Source organism: Pseudogracilibacillus sp. ICA-222130 (genome assembly GCF_037892545.1).
In the GTDB taxonomy this organism is placed as follows: Bacteria; Bacillota; Bacilli; order Bacillales; family Amphibacillaceae; genus Pseudogracilibacillus.
In genome coordinates this window covers 1-18,343 of sequence record NZ_JBBKBG010000003.1, presented here as the reverse complement: position 1 = coordinate 18,343, position 18,343 = coordinate 1, and the positions used below count along the sequence as shown (strand labels likewise).

The 18,343-nt window shown below is 34.1% G+C and carries 19 protein-coding genes; all 19 read left to right on the top strand.

Features of this window, described 5'->3' with window-relative positions; genetic code table 11:
- The first annotated feature begins 9 nt into the window (after positions 1-9).
- Positions 10-1,068, top strand: coding sequence for a helix-turn-helix domain-containing protein (locus tag WKT09_RS02705; RefSeq protein ID WP_340414561.1), 1,059 nt, complete (start codon positions 10-12; stop codon positions 1,066-1,068).
- Complete coding sequence (locus tag WKT09_RS02700) at positions 1,065-2,588, top strand: RecQ family ATP-dependent DNA helicase (RefSeq protein ID WP_340414560.1); 1,524 nt, start codon at positions 1,065-1,067, stop codon at positions 2,586-2,588. The genes WKT09_RS02705 and WKT09_RS02700 overlap by 4 nt, the downstream gene beginning before the upstream one ends.
- A 5-nt stretch (positions 2,589-2,593) precedes the next feature.
- Entirely contained in the window at positions 2,594-3,160 is a 567-nt protein-coding gene (locus WKT09_RS02695; RefSeq protein ID WP_340414559.1) for a CPBP family intramembrane glutamic endopeptidase, read from the top strand.
- A gap of 9 nt (positions 3,161-3,169) precedes the next feature.
- Positions 3,170-3,463 (top strand): hypothetical protein, encoded by a 294-nt coding sequence (locus tag WKT09_RS02690; protein ID WP_340414558.1) that lies wholly within the window; start codon positions 3,170-3,172, stop codon positions 3,461-3,463.
- 93 nt (positions 3,464-3,556) lie between these two features.
- Entirely contained in the window at positions 3,557-4,480 is a 924-nt protein-coding gene (locus WKT09_RS02685; protein ID WP_340414557.1) for a D-alanine--D-alanine ligase, read from the top strand.
- Positions 4,481-4,602: 122 nt separating this feature from the next.
- Positions 4,603-5,886, top strand: coding sequence for a Glu/Leu/Phe/Val family dehydrogenase (locus tag WKT09_RS02680; RefSeq protein WP_340414556.1), 1,284 nt, complete (start codon positions 4,603-4,605; stop codon positions 5,884-5,886).
- A 99-nt stretch (positions 5,887-5,985) separates the two neighbouring features.
- Complete coding sequence (locus tag WKT09_RS02675) at positions 5,986-6,963, top strand: YpdA family putative bacillithiol disulfide reductase (RefSeq protein ID WP_340414555.1); 978 nt, start codon at positions 5,986-5,988, stop codon at positions 6,961-6,963.
- A 116-nt stretch (positions 6,964-7,079) separates the two neighbouring features.
- Positions 7,080-7,802 carry a spore cortex-lytic enzyme gene (gene sleB, locus WKT09_RS02670; protein WP_340414695.1) on the top strand — a complete coding sequence of 241 codons (723 nt, stop codon included), beginning with the start codon at positions 7,080-7,082 and terminating at the stop codon, positions 7,800-7,802.
- A 15-nt stretch (positions 7,803-7,817) separates the two neighbouring features.
- The gene (ypeB, locus tag WKT09_RS02665) at positions 7,818-9,155 is read left to right on the top strand and encodes a germination protein YpeB (RefSeq protein WP_340414554.1); all 1,338 of its coding nucleotides are present in this window, start codon (positions 7,818-7,820) and stop codon (positions 9,153-9,155) included.
- A 99-nt stretch (positions 9,156-9,254) separates the two neighbouring features.
- Complete coding sequence (gene cmk, locus WKT09_RS02660) at positions 9,255-9,953, top strand: (d)CMP kinase (RefSeq protein ID WP_340414553.1); 699 nt, start codon at positions 9,255-9,257, stop codon at positions 9,951-9,953.
- Between the two features lie 489 nt (positions 9,954-10,442).
- Positions 10,443-11,573 (top strand): 30S ribosomal protein S1, encoded by a 1,131-nt coding sequence (gene rpsA / locus WKT09_RS02655; RefSeq protein WP_340414694.1) that lies wholly within the window; start codon positions 10,443-10,445, stop codon positions 11,571-11,573.
- Positions 11,574-11,684: 111 nt separating this feature from the next.
- Positions 11,685-12,266 (top strand): YphA family membrane protein, encoded by a 582-nt coding sequence (locus WKT09_RS13765; RefSeq protein WP_445323964.1) that lies wholly within the window; start codon positions 11,685-11,687, stop codon positions 12,264-12,266.
- Between the two features lie 91 nt (positions 12,267-12,357).
- On the top strand, positions 12,358-13,668 hold the full coding sequence (gene der, locus WKT09_RS02650; RefSeq protein WP_340414552.1) for a ribosome biogenesis GTPase Der: 1,311 nt from the start codon (positions 12,358-12,360) through the stop codon (positions 13,666-13,668).
- 12 nt (positions 13,669-13,680) lie between these two features.
- Positions 13,681-14,688: an NAD(P)H-dependent glycerol-3-phosphate dehydrogenase gene (locus WKT09_RS02645; protein WP_340414551.1), complete on the top strand. Its 1,008-nt coding sequence runs from the start codon at positions 13,681-13,683 to the stop codon at positions 14,686-14,688.
- Positions 14,689-14,740: 52 nt separating this feature from the next.
- Positions 14,741-15,001, top strand: coding sequence for a stage VI sporulation protein F (locus WKT09_RS02640; RefSeq protein ID WP_340414550.1), 261 nt, complete (start codon positions 14,741-14,743; stop codon positions 14,999-15,001).
- A 218-nt stretch (positions 15,002-15,219) separates the two neighbouring features.
- Positions 15,220-15,417 carry a DUF2768 domain-containing protein gene (locus WKT09_RS02635; protein ID WP_340414549.1) on the top strand — a complete coding sequence of 66 codons (198 nt, stop codon included), beginning with the start codon at positions 15,220-15,222 and terminating at the stop codon, positions 15,415-15,417.
- Positions 15,418-15,436: 19 nt separating this feature from the next.
- Positions 15,437-16,156 carry a hypothetical protein gene (locus WKT09_RS02630; protein ID WP_340414548.1) on the top strand — a complete coding sequence of 240 codons (720 nt, stop codon included), beginning with the start codon at positions 15,437-15,439 and terminating at the stop codon, positions 16,154-16,156.
- 154 nt (positions 16,157-16,310) lie between these two features.
- On the top strand, positions 16,311-17,789 hold the full coding sequence (gene spoIVA, locus WKT09_RS02625; protein ID WP_340414547.1) for a stage IV sporulation protein A: 1,479 nt from the start codon (positions 16,311-16,313) through the stop codon (positions 17,787-17,789).
- A 265-nt stretch (positions 17,790-18,054) separates the two neighbouring features.
- The gene (locus tag WKT09_RS02620) at positions 18,055-18,330 is read left to right on the top strand and encodes an HU family DNA-binding protein (protein ID WP_336265617.1); all 276 of its coding nucleotides are present in this window, start codon (positions 18,055-18,057) and stop codon (positions 18,328-18,330) included.
- The last annotated feature ends 13 nt before the right edge of the window (positions 18,331-18,343 follow it).

Here is an 18,343-nt window from a genome sequence, read left to right as displayed (position 1 = left end):
AGGAGTTCATTGTTTCAACAAATTATTTTATACTGTTTGTATAAAATGGAAGGTGAACGCTCCGTTAATTCACCTTATTATATTATACAAGGAAAACAATCGATCCAAACGATTCAAGATGCAAATTTATTTCATTTGAATCGTTTTTTTACTATCTATAAACAGTTAGACAAAAATGTATACGATAGAGAGATTTTATCACTCGTTGAAGCCGACAAGCTAAAAATAGTGGGCCAACAATATACATTATGTAATATGACAGATGAATCTATTTTACAATTGCAAGATGAAATTTCAATGTATCATTTGAATGGGAAACAATTGGCACAGATGGATCGCATCTTTTTTGAACGATTACTTTTATTAATCCAAGTATGGACAAATAAGTCTGTCGGAAACAAACAATATATTCCGATCGTTGAAAACAGATCTGTTGAACAGTGGGTGAAATTAGTATATGGAAAAACGAAGGATCGTGTAAATGAATGTTTAGACAAATTATATATTGAACTACGAAGTTTATTAGTTCAAGTGACGGAACTTGGAGCTGCTTTATTCGTGGATCAACTGACAGGTGCTACGATCATTGGGCAATCAAAACAGCAGTTGGTTGATAAATATAAGTTAGACATCGCAGATATAGAGTTGGAGACATTGAATGTTATTCATTACATGTTACAACATATAGATGTTGACCAACACCCTATTTTATGCCTTATGAAACAACAAATTCGAGATGAAACGATTCATTCCAAATTAACCCATTCTACGAAGCAAACATACAATTTATGGCAACAAGGTTATCCATTAGAAAAGATTGCCTCCATACGTAAATTAAAATTAAATACGATATATGACCATCTAGTTGAAATTGCATTATATGAACCGAATTTTCCATATGAACAATTTATCACATTAGACAAAATAGAAGAAATAAATGGCGCCATTCAACGAACAAAAACATTTAAATTAAAACCGATTAAGGATCATGTTTGTCCATCAATCACCTATTTTCAAATCCGGTTAGCATTCATATATTTACAAAAGAAAGGGGAAGGTGACAAATGAAGAAAAACTTACAAGCATTATTACAAAGGCATTTTTCTTATGACTCATTTCATGAAGGACAAGAAGAAATCATTCACGACGTCTTACAAGGGAAAAATGTGTTAGGAATGCTGAAGACAGGATCGGGAAAGTCAATTTGTTATCAATTACCAGCAAAAGTGTTACCAAATTTAACGATTGTCGTTTCTCCCCTTATTTCTTTAATGATTGATCAAGTACGTGAAGCTAGGGCTTATGGGTTTAAAGAAGTCGTGGCATTACATAGTATGCAAACTTGGAAAGAAAGACAGGATATTTTGCGCCATCTCCATGCATATAAATTATTATATATCTCTCCGGAATTAATCCAACAACGAACAATTATGGATCTATGCATTCGTAGAAAAATCTCGCTTTTCGTTATTGATGAGGCACATTGTATTTCACAATGGGGGCATGATTTTCGTCCAGATTATTTACGGTTGCATGCTGTCATAAACGCTTTAGGGAATCCTCCTGTATTGGCGTTAACTGGAACGGCAACTCCTGCTGTACAAGATGATATTGAACGACAATTACAATTACATCATATGGCTAGACATTTATATAACATAGATCGAGAAAATATTGCTTTAGTATTGGAGAAAGTAACAGATGAGCAAGAAAAACTAGATATGCTTGTTTCATTGTTAAAAAATTATCATGTACCAACCATCATATATTTTTCGAGTAGAAAAATGACAGAACAGATGGCACAAACATTGCAAATGCATTTAGGACATCGATCTATCGCCTATTATCACGGCGGAATGGATACGAATGATCGTTTAAAGGTACAACAACAATTTATGCATGATCAATTACATATTATTTGTTGTACAAGTGCATTCGGTATGGGAATTAATAAAAAAAATATTCGTTTAGTTATTCATTATCAAATGCCATCGAACATAGAAGCGTTTATTCAGGAAATTGGACGAGCAGGTAGAGATGGAAAACAAAGTGTTAGTTTTGTGTTATATAAGGATGGAGATATTCACCTGCCACTTCAATTAATCGAACAAGATTTACCGACAAAGAATGAATTATTAGTTATAAATGATATCCTCCAACCTTTCATAAAGGAACAGAAGCCATTGCCACAAAAAGATGAAGAAGTAGAAATGTTATTTCAAATGAAAGCAACAAAAATACGTTTTCTATATTTTCAATTACAGACTCGTGGTATGATGGATAACAATATGATAGTACAAAAAACTATCCCCCCGTCTATTTGGGATGACATTGAGGCATATATTCAAGAAAGAATTCAATTAAAGAAGGAAAAAGCATTTGAGTTACAATCGTATATGACGTATGATAAATGTTTAAGGGAAGAATTGTACCGTGGATTCCAACAAACTATTCGACAGGTAACAAATTGTTGTACAAATTGTGGGTTTCAATTAACTAATTGGGATGTTGAACAGAAAAACGACGCACCTGTACAACCATTAAATTGGATGGAACAATTAAGGTCATTACTTTTAGTAAAGGAATAATATGTATGAAGCAAGCAGAAATCATCAAACAATTAACGGATAAACAAATAAGAGAGCAGTTGTATGTGACACAATTTATCTTTATTATGATTAGTTTACTGCTCAGTTTTTTTCTTTTCGACTCGTTTTCAACGTGGAAATCCTTATTCTCGGTTCAATTCAAGCAGATTATGTTGTTTGGTGTTGTTCCTGCATTAGGCTTAGTAGGAATCGAAATAATATTATCGAAAATAATACCTACACATCATTTAGATGATGGGGGCATAAATGAACGGGTTTTTAAAAATCAGTCCATGTTTCATATTTTTTGTATTTCTATGGTTGTTGCCATAAGTGAAGAAGTATTGTTCCGTGGAGTCATTCAAACGACCTTTGGCTTCGTTTTTGCAAGTATATTGTTTGTAATTGTTCATATTCGATACTTGAAAAAGCCTGTTTTACTTATTGCCATTATTATAACGAGTTTTGGAATTGGTTATCTATTTGAAGTGACAAATAACTTACTCGTCACGATTGTGTTCCATTTCATCGTAGACTTTTTATTAGGAATATACATAAAATTTAGGAAGTGAGGAGTACATATGAGTGAAGAATTAAAGGAGTCACAAGCAAAGCAACTACAGCAATTATTTCAGGAAGTAAATAGTGAACATGAAAAAGAAACAAAACAAATAGAAAAACAAGACTTAGTTGAAATTGATGTTTTAAGTTTGCCTCCACGTAGTGAAGTTCATGTATCGACAAAAAGAAAGTTAAAAATCTCACTCAAAGGTCCGCTTGGAAGGTTTTTATTCGTACTTTTCATTTTATTGCTTATTCTCGGTGGGATGTATATGTATTTTGGAGAAGAAATCATTTATTTTTTTACACATTAAATAAATAGATACACATAAAAAATAATAGTAACAATATATAAATAATGGTATCATATTATTATATATGAATAAAAAATGATAGGAGTGGACACGATGAAAATTGCTGTCCTTTATGGTGGAGTTTCAAATGAAAGGGAAGTATCAATTTCCTCTAGTAAAGGGATTATGAAAGCGCTAGAAAAAAATGGTCATGATGTCATTGGAATTGATTTTCATCCAGAGCGGTTACAAGAAGTCATTGAATTAAATGTTGATTTAGTATTTATCGGTTTACATGGAAAACATGGGGAAGATGGTTGTGTCCAAGGATTATTAGACATGTTAGGAATACCTTATGTCGGTTCCGGTGTCATGGCATCTTCTGTTGCAATGAATAAGTTTAAAGCGAAGCAACTATTTGAGCAAGTTGGTATTCCGGTAGCTAAAGGGGAACAATATCGAATGGATCAAGAAACAAATATTGATACAGTTGTCAATCATATACATACAAATTTTGAGTTTCCGTTCGTAATTAAACCGAACCGAGAAGGTTCAACGGTAGGTTTAACGATTGTTCGCCACGAGAGTGAAACGAAAGAAGCGGTAAAAAAAGCTGCTGAAAATGATCTCTACATTTTAGTAGAACAATTTATAAAAGGGAAGGAATTAACTGTTCCTGTGCTCGGAGAAATACATAAAGAAAAATCTTTACCAATCATTGAGATTATACCGAAAAATGAACTGTATGATTATGAGGCAAAATATTCGGTTGGTGGTAGTGAGCATATTATCCCTGCAAGAATTGATGAGGATTTAACGGAAAAAATTCAAGCATATGCAGTATTAGCACATCAAGTTTTAGGATGTGAAACATATTCAAGGGCTGACTTCTTATTAACTGAAGAAGGAATTCCATATATTTTAGAAGTGAATACGCTTCCTGGTATGACACCGACAAGTTTATTTCCAGATGCAGCAAAAAGCATTGGAATTTCTTATGAAGAGATGATCGAACAAATTATCCAATTATCTCTTTGAAATGAATAAATTGCTTGTTAGAACTTCCTTTTATAGCATTGATTATTTCCTTTAAAAGTGTATACTTAACACTAAAGAAAGAGTTATACTACATATGATACGTTTTCATAGGAGGTAACGGTATGGTAGCCGATCATAAAGAAGCATCTAAGAAAGAAGAAAATGAAAAAAATGATAATATATTAACGTCCACTAGAACGGTTATTAAAGACGCTTTAGATAAATTAGGTTATCCTGATGAAGTATATGAATTATTGAAAGATAGTTTGCGAATTTTAAAAGTTCGTATCCCAGTCCGTATGGATGACGGCTCTATTAAGGTGTTTACGGGATACAGGGCACAACATAACGATGCAGTTGGGCCAACAAAAGGTGGTGTTCGTTTTCATCCAAATGTAAATGAAGACGAAGTAAATGCATTAGCAATCTGGATGAGTATTAAAGCCGGAATTGTTGATTTACCTTATGGTGGTGGAAAAGGCGGTATTATTTGTGACCCTAGAGAAATGTCGTTTCGTGAATTAGAAAGTTTGAGTCGTGGATACATACGAGCGATAAGCCAATTTGTTGGTCCGACAAAAGATATTCCAGCACCAGACGTATTTACGAACTCCCAAATTATGGCATGGATGATGGATGAATATAGCCGTATTGACGAGTTCAATAATCCAGGTTTTATAACAGGAAAACCAATTGTGTTAGGTGGTTCCCATGGACGTGAATCTGCAACTGCTAAAGGTGTAACGATCTGTATTGAAGAGGCTGCTCGAAAGCGTGAACTTGATTTGAAAGGATCACGTATAGTCGTTCAAGGTTTTGGAAATGCGGGGAGTTTCTTAGCGAAGTTTCTACACGAAGCAGGGGCTAAAGTTGTTGGAATTTCTGATGCATATGGGGCATTGCATGACCCAGAAGGATTAGATATAGATTATTTATTAGATCGTCGTGATAGTTTCGGTACGGTAACAACATTGTTTCATAACACTATCTCGAATAAAGAGTTGTTAGAATTAGATTGTGATATTTTAGTACCTGCAGCAATCGGAAATCAAATTACCGCCGACAACGCACATAAAATTAAAGCGGGTATTATAGTCGAAGCGGCAAATGGGCCTACGACAATGGAAGCGACAAAAATATTGAATGAACGTGGGAAATTACTCGTTCCTGATGTGTTAGCATCATCAGGTGGTATTACAGTTTCTTATTTTGAATGGGTACAAAATAATCAAGGGTATTATTGGACAGAGGAAGAGGTAGAAGAAAGATTACATGAGGTAATGACGAAATCTTTTGATACGATTTATCATACAGCCCAAACACGTCGTGTGAATATGCGTCTTGCTGCTTATATGGTCGGTGTTCGAAAAATGGCCGAAGCATCTAGATATCGTGGATGGGTATAATAGTTACATGGATAAATGCCGAACGTTAAATGAACACCTTTGTTCATCTTAAACGTTCGGTTTTTTTCATGTTTTAGAGAACATTTGGAGGTCTTATAAATGAAAGAGAAAATTATTATTGTAGGTGCAGGTCCCTGTGGTTTATCTACAGCACTTTACTTAAAAGAAGCAGGTTATGATCCATTAATTTTGGAGCGTGGAAATATTGTCCATACGATATATCGTTTTCCCACACATCAAACATTTTTTAGTACGAGTGAAAAATTAGAAATAGGTAAAATGCCCTTTGTATCTCCCAATACAAAGCCAGTTCGTTTGGAGGCTTTAAGTTATTATAGAGAAGTAGTGAAAAGAAATAACTTACGTATTCATTCCTATGAAGAAGTAATAGATGTTCAAAAAGAAGCAGATAGTATTACTGTCACAACATTGAAAAATGGGCATCAACGCGTATATGAAGCATTATTTGTCGTTTTGGCAACAGGGTATTATGACCAACCTCAATGGATGGGCATTAAAGGAGAACAATTAGAGAAGGTTTCCCATTATTTTAAAGAAGCTCATCCATATTTTGGTACAGATGTAGCTATCATTGGTGGGAAAAATTCTGCAGTTGATGCGGCATTAGAACTGTATCATGCTGGAGCAAACGTAACAGTATTTTATCGTGGAAAAGATTACTCTCCAAGTATAAAACCGTGGATTTTACCTGATTTTGATTCACTCGTTCAAAAAGGTGAAATCCGCATGTATTTTAATGCTAATGTTAAGGAAATAAAAGAAACGACGATCATATATGAACTGGATGGAAAACAATATTCCATCCCGAATGATTTTGTGTTTGCCATGACAGGTTATCAACCGAATATATCATTTTTAGAAAAATGTCATATCCAAATTGATCAAGAAACTGGTAAGCCATACAAAAATGATACAACTTTTGAAACGAACATAGAAAATATTTATGTCGCAGGTGTTATAATATCTGGATATAATGGAAACGAAACTTTTATAGAGAATGGTCGTTTTCATGGTGAAAAAATTGCGGCATCTATTGTTGAAAAGTGTGAAAAATAAATAAAAGAATGTATAAAAAGGGTCATTTAACAAAATATACAAGTAGCACATTTATTTGGAGGAGTAAAATGAAAAAACGCTACTATATATTATGTTGGATTGTACCCTTTTTTTTCATGTCTATGTTTGCCCCGCTGAAATCTGATGCATTTACAGACCAAGTGATTCGTCAGGGAGCTGTTGGGGAAGACGTCATCGAATTACAAGCGCGATTGAAACATATCGGCTTTTATTCTAAAGAAATTGACGGAGTATTTGGGTGGAGTACATATTGGGCATTACGTAATTTTCAATATGAGTTCGGGATTGAAATTGATGGGATGGCTGGTAGTACAACAAAAGAAAAATTAGTGAAGGCTACCAAGTATGACCCGGAACAAACAAAAAAAGAAATGTATCAAACGACCAATCAACCTACGACAAACAAGCAAGTACAAAATAAAGCAGAAGTAACACCTACCGCAACAAATGTACCACATGGGTTTTCACAAAACGATATTAAACTAATGGCAAATGCGGTATACGGGGAAGCAAGAGGAGAACCTTACGAAGGACAAGTTGCCGTAGCTTCAGTTATTATTAATCGAGTGAAGCACGAAAATTTTCCTAATACGATTTCAGGTGTTATTTTTGAACCACGCGCTTTTACAGCCGTAGCAGATGGTCAAATATGGTTAACACCGAATAAAACGGCAGAACGTGCTGTATTAGATGCGATGAATGGTTGGGATCCAACTGGAGACGCCATATACTATTTTAATCCTGATACTGCAACATCGCCGTGGATTTGGTCACGTCCACAAATTAAAAAAATTGGGAAACATATTTTTTGTGAATAGGAAGGGGACAAGACGATGATACGAAATATAGTAATTGGTGTCCTCGCAATTGGTGTGATTGGATTATCGGTATTTGCTTATAATTCAAATAAGGAAAAAGAAAATTTTCTCACCTCTGTTGAAAATAATTATCAACGGGCATTCCATGAATTAACGTACCATATGGACCTTTTACACGATCATATCGGGACATCATTAGCAATGAATTCGAAAGATAGTCTTTCACCACAGTTTGTTGAAATTTGGAAGGTAACATCTGAAGCAAAAGGAAATGTAAGTCAACTTCCATTAGACCTTGTACCAGTTCATGATACGGAGCAATTTCTACATGAGGTTGGTAATTTCACCTATGAAACATCTATCCGTGATTTAGATGATGACCCTTTAAATAAAGAGGAAATACAAACATTAGAAGATTTATACGAACAATCTGCGGAGGTGAAAGATAACTTACGTAAAATGCAACATGTTACACTAAATGATGGGTTAAAATGGGTAGAAATCGATCAATTATTAGCAGACGGTTCTGAAGAAGAACATGAAATTATAGATGGTTTTAAAGCAGTCGACGAACATATAGCTAAATTTAGCGAACAAAAAAATCCTTTATTACAATCAGTGAAAAATGAGGAAAATAAATATGGTCTTTTAAAAGAGAAAAAAGAATCGAAGGAATCGATTGAAAAGAAGGTGCGTCAATTATTTTCCATTGAAGAAGATCAACCTTTAACCGTAACGAAAAGTGAACAAGATGCATCAATTCAAACATATTCTTTTACGAGTGAATTGGATGATCTGTATATGTACGTGGAGATGACGGAAAATGGTGGATATCCATTATCATTACTAATTGATCGGGATGTGAATGATGCGACCATTTCTTTATATGATGGACAAATAAAAGCAGAAAAGTTCCTGGAGGATTTCGATTTTGAAACAATGGATTTATATGAAACACAACAGTTTCAAGATGTTGGATTATATAAGTTTGTTCACGTACAGGATGATGTGCGAATTTTCCCTGATACAGTATCCGTAAAAGTTGCACTAGATGATGGTGAAATTATTGGCCTACAGGCATATGATTATGTGAGAAATCATCATGATCGAAACATAGAAAAACCAAAACTATCGAAAAAAGAAGCAGAAAAGAAAATACATGAAAATATTCAAATTGAAGAAGATAATCTTGCAATAGTGGAGAACGACCGAGGGGATGAAATTTTGGCATATGAATTTATAGGAACGATGAATAATGACACATATCGAGTATTTATCGATGCGAAAACAGGTGCCGAAGAAAAAATAGAAAAATTAAGTAATAAAGAAATGAATTTTGATATGATGGGATGATCGTATTTGTCTATTTAAATTGTATCTACATGTAAACTTGGCATTTGCCAAGTTTTTTTTATACAATGGTACTAGTTGAAATGAGTAGGGGGAACAATGATGGAACAACAGAAGTTAAATATTGCAATCGATGGGCCGGCAGCCGCTGGGAAAAGTACTGTGGCAAAACAGTTAGCGGAAGCTTTATCGATTATTTATATTGATACAGGAGCAATGTACCGTGCATTAACATATGTTGCTTTACAAAATAATGTATCTTTAACAGATGAAAAAGCATTAATGGATATATTACATGACACGAGTATTACATTACAACAATCACCAAATGGTCAGTTAGTTTTTGTTGATGGTAAAGATGTTACGATGACGATTAGGGAAGAAAATGTGACGAATCACGTGTCACTTGTTGCAACACACCGTCTCATTCGTGAGGAAATGGTAGAAAGACAAAGACAATTAGCAGCAAATCAAAATGTTGTGATGGATGGAAGAGATATCGGTACCCATGTACTGCCAGATGCAGAAGTGAAAATATTTTTAATTGCCTCTGTAGAAGAAAGGGCGGAACGTCGTCATCAAGAAAATATTGCTAAAGGATTTTCATCTAATTTAAAACAATTAAAACAAGAAATTCAAGAACGAGATGAATTAGATATGAATCGTGAAGTATCTCCTTTAATAAAAGCGAACGATGCAATTGAAATTGATACAACATCTTTATCTATTGAACAAGTAGTTGAGAAAATTTTAGCAATTGATACCGTTCAAACATTTAAAAACACGGTTTCAAATGAATGATCTTTATTATTTGTTCATTGACGATAAAATCATTTCTTGTATATACAAAATGATGAAGGGAAATAAGACTGGTATAAAGTATATACGTAAGTAAGTCTTATTTTCTCCCTTATATGTCACAATTTGTAGAAAAACGATTCCCCATCTTTACCGAAAGGATAGAAAATGAAGGGGAAGGGAATTTATATTCCTTCTATAAAACATGAAAAATTATGCATTATGATAGTCATATGCATGTTGTAAAAGCGTAAAAAAGTGTAAATATTTCAAATATTATAGTAAGATATTATAAAGTAATACGTTTTCATGTTATACTATTAGAAATGAAACTGAGGGTATGTTATATTAAGTTTAGAACATAAATATGAACTTATTTATCAAAATACATATATCATTCAAAAATTTTTGGATGTGCTTTATGACTAATATACATCTCAGGTTCATCAACCGAACCAATAGTTTTTAATTTGTGGACTTAGGAGTGAGTAACTGATGGAAGAAATGAACAATGATTTACAAGTAGGTAATACGGTAAAAGGTACAGTCGTTAAAATCGAAGAAAAACATGTATTAGTAGAGATCGGTTTTAAATCTGAAGGAATTGTTCCAATCAGCGAGTTATCTAATCTTCATGTTGAATCTCCTGGCGATGTTGTGAAAGAAGGAGACGAATTAACTTTACAAATTAAAAAGGTCGATGATGAAGAAGTCGTACTTTCCAAAAGATTAGTTGACGCCGAGATTGCTTGGGAAGATCTTCAATCAAAATTAGAATCTGGCGAGGTATTTGAGACGGAAGTAAAAGAAATAGTAAAAGGTGGTCTCGTTGTTGATGTAGGTTTACGTGGTTTTATACCAGCATCATTAGTGGAGACTTATTTTGTAGAAGACTTTGCTGACTATTTAAATAAATCATTACGCGTAAAAGTAGTCGACCTTAATAAGGAACAAAATCGAGTAATTTTGTCACACCGTGCTGTAGTAGAATCAGAAGAGGCAGAGCAAAAACAAAATTTATTACAGTCTATAGAGGTAGGTCAAGTTTTAGATGGAACAGTTCAAAGAATTACCGACTTCGGAGCATTTGTTGATATCGGTGGGGTAGATGGACTGGTACATATTTCAGAACTTGCACATACACATGTAGATAAAGTAACAGATGTTATCCATGAAGGTGACGAAATAAAAGTAGAAGTACTCTCAGTTGACCCTGAAAATGAACGAATTTCTTTATCGTATAAAAATACGTTACCTGGTCCGTGGTCAGGTGTTGAAACTCGAATAAAAGAAGGCGATATTGTGGAAGGAACAGTAAAACGTCTTGTTACTTTTGGGGCATTTATTGAAATTGAAGATGGTGTAGAAGGACTTGTACACATTTCACAAATCGCAAACCGTCATATTGGTACACCTGATGAAGTGTTAGAAGTCGGGCAAGTTGTGAAAGCTAAAGTGTTAGGAGTTAGCGAGCAAGAAGAACGAATTTCATTAAGTATGAAGGAATTAGAAGTACAACAAGAAAAAAGTGATTATGAACAATATGAAAAAGATGAAGATTCATCTAGTTTCCAACTAGGAGATATTATTGGACAACAATTAGACGATTACAAGAACGAGTAATGTATAAAAACGTTAGTATTTTAGATGTGTTCACACTGGGACACCTAAAAACTAACGTTTTTCCTTGTTTATGACAAGTTTACATTGCCAATACTAAAATAAAAAGCGGTGATGACAATAGAAACGCCATTTTTATTTTATTGGTCTTTTTGGTTCTTATGTTTTATTCTATTTGCATATTCAACATTTCCAAATAAAAACGTTTATGTAGGGGTACTTTTGTTACTTTTGAGTGTCCGACCATTTTCGTTTTCGGTCCAGCAAGTAACCATCCATATGTCTGAAATAGTGTTTGTCTTCTTTGTTTTGTTTCTCTTTATGAAAGAGAAATTTCAAAAGGGTGATTATTATTATACTTTTATGGTTGGGGTTTTTTATACATCCTTACAATTGTTTTCCCTGGTAAACCCAATATTATTCACCTATGTTTCTTTCATGACACTTCCTATATATATGGCATTATTTGCTCTTTTCATACCTGGATCTTTTCGAAGGAAAATATATATCACGTGGATTGGTACGTTTTTTGGTAAAACATTTTACGAAACTATATTAGTGATGTATCATTTGCACCATGAATATGGGATGTATGAGCAATATATGATGATACAATTAACGATTATTTTTTTATTTGGGTTTCGTTTCATTAAAATGGTTTGTTGTCGTTCCTTTTCCTACTTAATGAATCGATAATATGTACATAGAAATTGTGATAATGGCTTGTATTTGCTAAAATGGATAAAGATTTATGATAATTAGAAAATAGAAAGGAATGTACTTCCTTATGAGAAAAGCAACAGTAGCAATTGTCGGACGACCGAATGTAGGGAAATCAACCATATTTAATAGATTAGTTGGGGAAAGAGTGTCGATTGTTGAGGATGTACCTGGGGTTACGCGAGATCGAATTTATGCAGACGTTGAGTGGTTATCTACGTCTTTTAATTTAATTGATACAGGTGGAATTGAAATATCGGATGAACCAATGTTACAAAAAATTAAAAACCAAGCTGAAATAGCGATCGATGAAGCAGATGTTATTATTTTCATCGTGAATGGTCGTGATGGGATTACAGCGCAAGATGAAGAAGTAGCAAAGATGTTATATAAGTCAAATAAACCAACTGTTTTAGCCGTAAATAAAGTTGATAATCTTGAAATGCGCGAATTACTTTATGAATTTTATGCATTAGGTTTTGGTGAACCATTCCCTATTTCTGGAACACATGGTTTAGGGCTTGGTGATTTACTGGATGAGGTTGTACATCATTTTCCAGAAATAGAAGAAACGGAGAAAGATGAAGATACGATTTACTTCAGTTTAATTGGACGTCCGAATGTTGGAAAGTCTTCTTTAGTAAATGCTATCTTAAATGAAGACCGTGTCATTGTTAGTGATATGGAAGGTACAACCCGTGATGCAATCGATACATTCATTCATAAAGATGATCAAGATTTTGTCATAATTGATACAGCAGGGATTCGCAAAAAAGGAAAAGTGTATGAATCGACAGAAAAATATAGTGTTCTTCGTGCCTTACGAGCAATCGAACGTTCAGATGTTGTTTTAGTAGTTTTAGATGCGGAAACTGGTATTCGGGAACAAGATAAAACCATTGCAGGTTATGCACATGATGCAGGGAAAGCGATTGTTATCGTTGTAAACAAATGGGATACGGTGGAAACATCGGAGACTGCAATGAAAGAATTTGAATTAACGGTTCGCGAACAATTCCCATTTTTAGATTATGCACCAATCATCTTTTTATCAGCAAAAACGAAAAAACGATTACAAAGACTAACCCCCATTGTAAAATTAGTAAGTGAAAGTCATTCCAAACGAGTTCCAACAAATGTATTGAATGATATTATTATGGATGCAATGGCTATGAATCCTACACCAACTGTGAAAGGGAACCGATTAAAGGTGTTATATGTTACCCAAGTAGGTGTAAAACCACCAACATTTGTTTTATTTGTGAATGATCCAGAAATTGTTCACTTTTCATTTAAACGTTTTATTGAAAATAGAATTCGTGAAGCATTTGGTTTTACAGGGACACCCATTCATATTATTGCACGAAGAAGAGCGTGAGAGGAGATTAGGATGAAAAAAATAGCAGTATTAGGTGCAGGTAGTTGGGGCACGGCACTAAGTATCGTTTTAGCAGATAATGGTCATGATGTCCGTTTATGGTCGCATCGAAAAGATCAAGTAGAAGAAATAAATGAAAAACATAGCAATGAACGATATTTACCAAATATAACATTACCGAAAACTTTAATAGGATATGAACATATAGAAGAAGCGGTCCAAGATGCGGAAATTGTTTTGTTCGTTGTACCAACAAGTGCGATTCGTGAAGTATGCGCAAAAATAAAAGATGTTGTTTCCGTCCATACGGTTTTCGTACATGCTTCGAAAGGAATTGAGCCGAATTCTTTAAAAAGAATTTCCGAAATAATCGAAGAAGAATTACCGATATGTAAGCAAGAAAATATTGTTATTTTATCTGGACCGTCCCATGCGGAGGAGGTTGCATTGCGTCAGCCGACTACTGTAACCGTTGCTTCTAAAAATGATTCATATGCAAAATTAGTGCAACATGTGTTTATCAATGAAGTATTTCGAGTCTATACGAGTGACGATGTTGTTGGTGTAGAGTTAGGGGGCGCCTTAAAAAATATTATCGCTTTAGGTGCTGGATTATCTGACGGTTTAGGCTTCGGTGACAATGCAAAGGCAGCATTAATTACTCGAGGGTTAGCCGAAATTACTCGACTTGGTACTTCGATGGGAGCAAACCCATTAACATTTTTAGGGTTATGTGGTGTCGGTGACTTAATTGTTACATCAACGAGTGTACATAGTCGTAATTGGCGTGCAGGTAATTTATTAGGTAAAGGAAAAACAGTGGATGAAGTATTATCCCATATGGGAATGGTCGTTGAAGGAATTCGTACGACAAAGGCAGCATATCAATTAAGTATAAAACAAGACGTTGAAATGCCAATAACAAATGGCCTGTATAGTATTTTATTTGAAAATGAAGATCCAAAAGAAGTTGTGGAACAATTAATGCGTAGAGAACGTAAAAAAGAATTAGATCAATAACAAATTATCCCTCTTTACATATACTAACGTTGACAGTAAGGAGGGATTTTTAATGGATGATGCACTTAAAAATATGATGGAATATATGGAGAGAAACAGTCAAATTTCGATGGATGAAATATTTCAAGTCGCCAATAGTTTGCAACATGCATCTTTACAAGATGAAGAAGCCATTCGGACAATTGTACGTCAATTATCACATTTAACAGGACATACGGTATCGAGGGATGTGGAAGACCAAATTGTGCAAGCAATCTTAGATGGGGAAGCACCGACCACGACAGATCATTTGCAGCGATATTTTTTAAAATAAGGTCATTAGATAGGCAAATAAATATACATGTAAATGGAAGACGACATAGTATATACTATTACGAGCATGCATGTGTATGAGATGCTGAGGGGTTGTTTAGTCAGTTGGCTAAGAATAATTGAATCATTCTTAGCCAATCTTAAATAGGTGAAACAAGTATATCCTACTTAAAATATGTTATAATGATGAAGGAATTTATGAATGGTAGGAGTGACAAAATGTCTGCAGCAGAAATTAATGAAATTATTTCATTTATAGGCATTGGTTTATTAATTTTGGCAATTGCACTTATAACATTAGCAAGGAAAAAATTAAAAGGAATTTTTCGTTTTATCTTTTCATTCATGGCCTATATTTGTTTATTTGTCGGTGGATTAATTGTACTATATATTGTCGTTAGTGGTCCGACAATGTAAGAAAAAAGGAGTAATATTTGTGAAGAAATTGTATCGTTTATTAACTGCCTGTATGGTAGGGATGATGTTAACTGGTTGTTTATATCCTCAAAGTGAATTAACAAAAAACCAAGTACCAAATGAGGCCCAACTCGAAATGGTGCAATCAGCTGTGGAACAGTATAAAGAAGAGAATAATGGAATTGTGCCAATTAAAACGAAAGAAAATGATGTTTCTTTATATGAAAAATACGTGGTAGATTTTACTAAATTAAGAGAAGAACAATATTTAGCAGAAATTCCAGGTACAGCATATGAAAATGGCGGGGTATATCAATATGTACTTATTGATCCAGAAGATGCTATTGCGGTAAAGCTAATTGACTTACGCTTAACGGACAAGCTTAGAGAAGTAAATTTAAAACTCAATGAATACCGTGTGAAAAATACATATCCACCATTTGGAGAACAAATAGAAAAAGGGGTATTCCAATTAAATTATGAAAAATTAGGTTATAAAAGTGAGCCATATGTAGTGAGTCCATATTCTTCAGAAAATTTACCGTTTGTCATCGATGCGAATGGCGATTTATTTATCGATTATCGTATTGATTTAGCAAAAATGTTAGAAAAATATGATCATGATTTTAAAGAAGGCGATGATATTCGTCCAATTTTAACAGATCATGCACCATTTGTGCCAACATATTCATTACCTTACACACTTGAAGGGAATGAACCGAAGTTTTTAGTTAAATAAAATATCGTAAAGTGCCTTTGTATAAAACACCTTTAAAACGTTATTTTTTCGTTTTAAGGGTGTTTTTTTTGAAATGAGGTAATTTTCATTCCTATTACGACATACGTATGTAATAGCATGTTATATTGTGTGAATCGTATGGGAGGGAATATAGGTGAATAAAGTGGAGTTATTTAAAGATATTTCAAAACGAACAGATGGAGATGTATATTTAGGTATTGTCGGTGCTGTCAGAAGTGGGAAATCATCGTTTATTAAAAAATTCATGGAATTAGTTGTCTTACCTAATATCACTGATGAAAATGAAAAAATGCGTGCGTTAGACGAAATACCTCAAAGTGCTGCAGGAAGAACCGTCATGACGACAGAACCGAAATTTGTACCAAATCAAGCAGTTTCATTAAACTTAGAAGAAGGGTTACCAGTTCATGTACGAATGGTTGATTGTGTCGGTTATCCGATTGATGGTGCGAAAGGATTTGAAGATGAAAATGGACCAAGAATGATACATACACCATGGTATGATGAATCAATACCATTTTATGATGCGGCTGAAATCGGGACAAGAAAGGTTATACAAGACCATTCTACGATAGGAGTTGTTGTGACAACGGATGGTTCTTTTGGTGAAATGGGACGTGAAAGTTATGTGGAAGCAGAGGAAAAGGTAATAGAAGAATTAAAAGATGTAGGAAAACCTTTCATCGTCGTCATCAATTCTGCTACTCCTACCATGCCTGAAACAGAAGCATTACGGCAAGAATTAATGGAATATTATGATGTTCCAGTCATTAATGTAAATGTGGAAACGATGACAGAAAAGGATATATATAACATATTAAGAGAAGCATTATTTGAATTTCCTGTATTAGAAGTAAATATTAATTTACCCAGTTGGGTAACTGTATTAGACGAGGAGCATTGGTTAAAAGAAACATATGAAGGTTTAATGGAATCAACGGTGCAAAATATAAAACGACTAAGAGATGTCGATCAAATTGTACAACAACTGACAACCCATGAATATATTGAACATGCACAAATAGTCCATATGGAAATGGGAGAAGGAATAGCCGAAATCAATATGGAGGCACCACCACATTTATACGATACAATATTACAAGAAATTGTGGGAGAAGAGATTACTGGAAAAGATCATCTATTAGCATTAATGCAAAGTTTGACATTTGCCAAAAAAGAGTATGACCAAGTTGCCTCGGCACTTCAAATGGTGAAACAAACAGGTTATGGTATTGCAGCACCAGCGATAGAGGATATGTCGTTAGATGAGCCAGAAATCATTAAACAAGGTCCAAGATATGGGGTTCGTTTAAATGCTGTTGCACCTTCTATTCATATGGTAAAAGTCGATATTGCTTCAGAATTTTCACCGATTATAGGGACAGAAAAACAGAGTGAGGAATTAGTGAAGTATATTATGCAAGATTATGAAGAAGACCCTTTATCCGTGTGGGATTCAGATATATTTGGACGATCATTAAGTACGATTGTGCAAGATGGTGTGCAAGCAAAAATTGCCTTGATGCCAGAAAATGCTCGATATAAATTAAAAGATACGTTAGAAAAAATAATAAATGAGGGCTCAGGTGGACTGATTGCGATCATTTTATGACATTTGACCGTGTGGAGTAGTAAGAAAATGGTGAGAAAAGTCACTATTTTCTTACTATTTTTGTTTGAATTGGAAAATTTTACGCTAAACAAATGCCTGAAAATAAAAAAAATAATAAATTACAGATTTTATGTTGAATTTTATAAGAAAGTCGGTTAGTATAGCTTTACATCAATATTTTCATCCAAAGTGTAAAGTTGATGTATTAAACATTTCAAATAATTTGTAGTAGACAAATTATAATTTCGTTGAGGAGGTGAATATCATGAACAAAACAGATTTAGTTAATGCAGTAGCTGAAAAAAGCGAACTTTCTAAAAAGGACGCTGCAAAAGCTGTGGATGCAGTTTTTGAATCAGTCATGGATTCACTAAGCAAAGGTGAAAAAGTACAAATCATCGGTTTTGGTAACTTTGAAGTACGTGAGCGTTCAGCACGTAAAGGACGTAATCCACAAACAGGTGAGGAAATTGAAATTCCTGCGAGCAAGGTTCCAGCATTTAAAGCAGGTAAAGCTCTTAAAGATGCTGTTAAAAACTAATACATAGAGCTTT

Bases quoted from the DNA above. Each gene is read 5' to 3' on its own strand.
- WKT09_RS02700 (WP_340414560.1), top strand. From the start codon at position 1,065: ATGAAGAAAAACTTACAAGCATTATTACAAAGGCATTTTTCTTATGAC.
- WKT09_RS13765 (WP_445323964.1), top strand. From the start codon at position 11,685: ATGACAATAGAAACGCCATTTTTATTTTATTGGTCTTTTTGGTTCTTA.
- WKT09_RS02640 (WP_340414550.1), top strand. From the start codon at position 14,741: ATGGATGATGCACTTAAAAATATGATGGAATATATGGAGAGAAACAGT.
- WKT09_RS02690 (WP_340414558.1), top strand. From the start codon at position 3,170: ATGAGTGAAGAATTAAAGGAGTCACAAGCAAAGCAACTACAGCAATTA.
- cmk (WP_340414553.1), top strand. From the start codon at position 9,255: ATGGAACAACAGAAGTTAAATATTGCAATCGATGGGCCGGCAGCCGCT.
- der (WP_340414552.1), top strand. From the start codon at position 12,358: ATGAGAAAAGCAACAGTAGCAATTGTCGGACGACCGAATGTAGGGAAA.
- ypeB (WP_340414554.1), top strand. From the start codon at position 7,818: ATGATACGAAATATAGTAATTGGTGTCCTCGCAATTGGTGTGATTGGA.
- WKT09_RS02620 (WP_336265617.1), top strand. From the start codon at position 18,055: ATGAACAAAACAGATTTAGTTAATGCAGTAGCTGAAAAAAGCGAACTT.
- WKT09_RS02645 (WP_340414551.1), top strand. From the start codon at position 13,681: ATGAAAAAAATAGCAGTATTAGGTGCAGGTAGTTGGGGCACGGCACTA.
- sleB (WP_340414695.1), top strand. From the start codon at position 7,080: ATGTCTATGTTTGCCCCGCTGAAATCTGATGCATTTACAGACCAAGTG.
- WKT09_RS02635 (WP_340414549.1), top strand. From the start codon at position 15,220: ATGTCTGCAGCAGAAATTAATGAAATTATTTCATTTATAGGCATTGGT.
- WKT09_RS02675 (WP_340414555.1), top strand. From the start codon at position 5,986: ATGAAAGAGAAAATTATTATTGTAGGTGCAGGTCCCTGTGGTTTATCT.
- WKT09_RS02695 (WP_340414559.1), top strand. From the start codon at position 2,594: ATGAAGCAAGCAGAAATCATCAAACAATTAACGGATAAACAAATAAGA.
- WKT09_RS02680 (WP_340414556.1), top strand. From the start codon at position 4,603: ATGGTAGCCGATCATAAAGAAGCATCTAAGAAAGAAGAAAATGAAAAA.
- WKT09_RS02685 (WP_340414557.1), top strand. From the start codon at position 3,557: ATGAAAATTGCTGTCCTTTATGGTGGAGTTTCAAATGAAAGGGAAGTA.